This window comes from Vibrio sp. MEBiC08052 (assembly GCF_001506075.1).
Lineage (GTDB): Bacteria > Pseudomonadota > Gammaproteobacteria > Enterobacterales > Vibrionaceae > Vibrio.
The window spans coordinates 26,224-31,517 of sequence record NZ_KQ947476.1 but is presented as its reverse complement, the minus strand read 5'-3'; the positions used below and the strand labels follow the sequence as shown (position 1 = coordinate 31,517).

Annotated in this window: 2 protein-coding genes; both read left to right on the top strand. The window is 53.1% G+C overall.

Features of this window, described 5'->3' with window-relative positions; genetic code table 11:
• A partial coding sequence (locus VRK_RS17645; RefSeq protein ID WP_197413174.1) for a phosphopantetheine-binding protein occupies positions 1-320 on the top strand: 320 nt, incomplete at its 5' end.
• A 2-nt stretch (positions 321-322) separates the two neighbouring features.
• A partial coding sequence (locus VRK_RS17640; protein WP_157371998.1) for a non-ribosomal peptide synthetase occupies positions 323-5,294 on the top strand: 4,972 nt, incomplete at its 3' end.

The following is a 5,294-nucleotide window of genomic DNA, read 5'->3' as shown; positions in this document are numbered from 1 at the left end:
CCGCTTTTGTCGTGCGGCAATACGAAGCGCCGAAAAATGCCATGGAGACGACACTGGCTGAAATTTGGAGTCAGTTACTCAATGTGGAACGAGTGGGGCGTCAGGATGATTTCTTTGAATTAGGGGGACACTCACTGCTGGCGGTTCGGCTGATTTCAGAGATCCAGCACCGGCTCCGGATTGAGGTGACGATTACCGAACTTTTTGAGCACTCAGTGCTCTCTGCGTTAGCCATGAAGCTGGCTTATATCAAACTTTCTGCTTTTGCATCACAGGATATTGAAAATGTGGCGCAGCGTTTAGCCAAAGGGAAGAAATAATCATGACTGATACACGCTTTTCTATTGATGAATTGTCACCCGAAGAAATGATGGCAATTCTGGAACAACTTGAACAAGACGGGGCGTCACAGCCCCGACTTCCCGGGCAAGATATCATCGTGGCTGCCGATGAAAATCAACGAGAATTCCCACTGTCGCTGGCCCAGCAACGGTTATGGGTCATGTCACAAATGGATGCTGCGGCCACGGCTGCCTACGTGATTGCCGCCGGGATGCGCATTCAAGGGCCATTAAATATGGCGGCCTTAACACAGGCTTTGGATCAGTTGGTGGTTCGCCATGCCGCCTTGCGAACCCACATTGAGCTCCGTGACGGGCAGCCGATGCAAATCATCGGTGCAGCGGATAGCGGTTTTCCGCTGGAGATTTGTCATCCGGTTGCGGGGGAGACTCGCTCCGCTTATGACGATCCCCAATTTGATCTTACCCGAGGCCCCTTGGTACAAGGGCGGTTAATTCGTCAAACGGACACCGATCACACCCTGTATATCGCCATGCACCACATTGTTGCTGATGGTTGGTCGATGGGGATTCTGACTGAAGAGTTAAGTGTGTTATACCGCGCGTATGCACAAAACAGTGCCGATCCACTGCCGCAACCCATGATTCAGTTCGGTGATTATGCTCAGTGGCAACAAGACCACATTCAAGGCGAGGTACTTGAGCAACAGCAGCAGTATTGGGTATCCCATCTGCAAGGTGCGCCTGAACTGCTGGGGTTGCCGACGGATCGCCCTCGTCCTGAGCAGCGCGACTATCTCGGTGACAATGTCCATGTGACGCTGGATGCCGAACTGACCGCAGGACTGAGAGCGTTAAGTCAACGTTATGGATGTACCTTGTATATGACGTTATTTGCCAGTTGGGCGGCACTGATGGGGCGTCTGGCCGGACAGGATGATGTGGTGATCGGCACACCGGTAGCCGGACGGACCCGCAAAGAAGTCGGCAATCTGATCGGTATGTTCGTTAATACACAGGCGTTGCGGGTTGATTTATCACAACCGCTGAATACCGAAGCGTTGCTGGCTCAGGTTAAAGCCACTTCACTGGCAGCGCAGTCCAATCAGGATATTCCGTTTGAACAAGTGGTCGAGGCGATCGCACCTCAGCGTAGTCTCTCTTATTCTCCGGTCTTTCAAGTCCTGTTTACCTTGCAGAATCAGCCTCGTGTTGAAGCTGAACTGGGCGAGATGCGGTTGTCTCATGTCGAGGTTCCCGATCAATCGGCCAAAGTGGACTTGGCTCTGATCATGACCGAATGTGATGACCATTTATCCGGCACCCTGAACTATGCGACCGCACTGTTTGATCCCGCCACGATCGAACGCTATTTCGGTTACTGGAAATGTCTGTTGCAAGGCATGATCGCCGAGCGTGATGCTGATATTCGGACGTTACCGATTTTGCCGCAATCCGAGCGGGATTATCTGATCAAAACGTTGAATCAGACCGCGCTGGATTTTCCTGATGATGTCTGTATTCATCAACTGTTTGAATCATTTGTCGAGGAGACACCGGACGCAACTGCGCTGGTCACAGATTGTGAATCGCTGACCTATGGTGAGCTCAATTCGCGGGCTAATCAACTGGCGCACTGGCTGGTTGAACACGGCGTTCGTCCCGACAGTCACGTTGCGATTTCTTTACCTCGTAGTGCCGATTTACTGATTGCAATGTTAGCGACGATGAAAGCTGGTGGGGTGTATGTACCGATGGATCCCAATTATCCTGACGGGCGTCTGATTCATATGCTGACCGACAGCGCGCCACAGGTGTTGATCACACATGCAGACGTTCTACCGCGTCTCGGGGAAATCGCACCGGACTGCACCGTTGTGGATATGGATGCTCATCGTCATCTCTGGGCTGATTATGAGACAACCAATCTGAATGCCACAGCCCTCGGCCTGACGGCGCAGCATCTGGCCTATATCATCTATACCTCCGGTTCGACCGGCAAACCGAAAGGTGTGATGATCGCTCACCAAGGACTGTGTAATGTGTCATACGCGCAGCGTAATATGTTGGCCGTGGGCAAAGAGAGTCGGGTTTTACAGTTTGCTTCGATCAGCTTTGATGCGAGCATGTTTGAGATAGTATTGGGGATCTGCACCGGTGCGGAACTACATTTTGCCGGGCCGGGTCAGCCGCTCGGAGAAGAGTTACTGACGATTCTCGAATCCCGCCGTATTACTCATGCACCGCTTCCTCCGGCCGCGCTGGCGAGTTTGCGTACCGACGTGCCGTTACCGGATTTGAAGATGCTGTTAACCGCGGGAGAAGCGGTCACCCGCAGTGTGATTGAACCTTGGCTGAGCGAAGGCCGCATGGTGTATAACGGGTATGGACCGACCGAAACCACCATTTGGGGAACGACATGCGCGTTACATCAGGGATTTGACGGTCAGCCACCGATTGGTGTGCCGAGACCCAACGGCACCATTTATATTCTCGATGCCCGCGGAGAGCCGGTGCCCCAAGGGGTGACCGGTGAGATCTACATCGGTGGTATCGGCATTGCCCGCGGTTATCTCAACCGTCCTGATCTGACGGAAGAGCGTTTCTTGCCTGATCCATTTTCACCACAAGCGGATGCACGGATGTATCGTACCGGTGATTTGGGCTGTTGGAAGCAAGACGGTCTGATCCACTATCAGGGACGCTGCGATAATCAGGTAAAAATTCGTGGTTATCGTATCGAGCTGGGTGAAATTGAAACGGCACTGCGTCGCTGCGCAGGGATTCAGGATGCAGTGGTGACCGCGCAAAAAGATCAGCGCGGCAATCAACGTTTGGTCGGCTATTACACGCAGACTGCTGGCGTGACTGTTGACCTGACTGCGCTGAAATCGCGGTTGCATGAGACATTACCGGATTACATGATTCCATCGGCTTATATGTTACTGGAACAATTACCGCTGACACCAAACGGCAAAGTCGATCATAAAGCTTTGCCTCCGGCCGATGAAACTGCATTTGCTCACCGGGTTTATGAAGCGCCACAAACCGAAGTTGAACAGTTACTCGCAGCCATCTGGCGTGACTTATTGGGGATTGAGAAAATCGGTCGTCAGGATCACTTCTTTGAACTGGGCGGCCATTCCCTGTTGTCGGTTCAACTGATTGAGCAGCTGCGTCAACGCGGCTATCACCTGAGTGTCAAAGCGTTATTCAATCACCCGACACTGGCTGCACTGGCAAACGCGCTGACAGAAAACGCTGCACCACAGGCTGCGAGCGTACCGAGTAATCGGATTCCTGACGCGTGTACACAGATTCTGCCGGAGATGTTACCGCTCACTGAACTGACAACCGCAGAGATTGAGGTGATTACCGCCAGTGTTGCGGGCGGGGCGGCCAATATTCAGGATATCTATCCGCTGGCACCGTTACAGGAAGGGATTTTGTATCACCATATCCTGCAGAAGGAGAGTGATCCATACATTACGCCCGTGATCCTGACCTTTGATCAGAAACCCCGGATGGAAAGCTTTTTGACCGCATTACAGGCTGTGATTCAGCGTCACGACATTTTACGGACCGGTATCGTCTGGGATGGACTGCGTGAAGCGCATCAGGTGGTTTGGCGCAATGCGCCGCTTGCCGTTCATGAACTTCAGGCCGAGCAATTACTGAAGACTTCATTGCTGAATGACGGACAGGTTAAAGACGCTGAATCGTCGCATGGCATCGTTCAGCAACTACAGGCTCATTTTGCCCCTTCCCGGGTGCAGATGGATGTCTCTCAGGCTCCGATGTTAGCGGTGCATTATGTTGCTGATCCGGCGCAGGAACGGTGGGTGATGTGTTTACTTCAGCACCATTTGTGTATGGACCATACCACGCTGGAATTAGTGATTGAGGAAGTTCAGGCTCATTTGTTGGGGCAGGAACATACTCTGCCACAACCCATCCCGTTTCGTAATTTTGTCGCTCAGGCGCGGACCGAACTGAGTCAGCAAACCTACATCGATTATTTCCGCGAGCAGTTAGCCGACATCGAGGTGCCTTGTGCACCGTTTGATTTGTCAGAAACACAGAGTCACGGTCATGAGATTGAATCGTTACGCCATCCGGTTGATAACCGGCTGGCACAGCAGATCCGCTCTCAAGCTCGGCGCTATGGCGTCAGTGCCGCAAGCCTGTTCCATCTGGCTTGGGGACTGGTGATTCGAGCGACCACAGGAAGAGATGATGTGGTTTTCGGTACGGTACTGTTCGGCCGGATGGCCGGTGGTGACGGAGCGGATCGTGCGTTAGGGATGTTCCTCAATACCTTACCGCTGCGTCTGTCCTTCGGGCAGATGCAGACCGGAGAAGCGGTGCAGAATACCCATCATCGGTTGGCTGAGTTACTCAACTATGAACATGCACCGCTGTCACAGGTACAGAAATGTAGTGGTGTCAGTGCCCCGGCACCATTATTTACGTCACTGTTAAACTACCGTTATCAAGGCGGCAGTGCCCAAACGGATATCGATACGCAACAGTCAGTCTCGGCTTGGCAAGGAATTGAGATGCTGGCCAATGAAGAGCGGACCAACTATCCGGTCGGATTGTCGGTCGATGATCTTGCCGGTCAGGGCTTCAGTCTGGATTTCAAAGTCGATGCACGTATTGGTGCACAGCGGATGGCGGTGATGGTGGAACAAACGCTGACGGCATTGATGACGGCTTTGACCGATGAGCCGACATGTCCGGTTGGTCAGTTAGCCGTGTTACCACGCGCTGAACGGGATCTGGTGCTCAACCGGTTTAACCAGACGGCAACGCCATTCCCCGATGAGTCATGCCTGCATACTTTGATTGAGGCGCAGGTGGCGCGTAATCCTGATGCGACCGCAGTGGTGTTTGAAGACCAGTCACTCAGTTACGCCGAGCTGAATGCCCGGGCCAACCAACTGGCACACTGGCTGATTGAGCAAGGCGTACGCCCCGACAGCCGGGTCG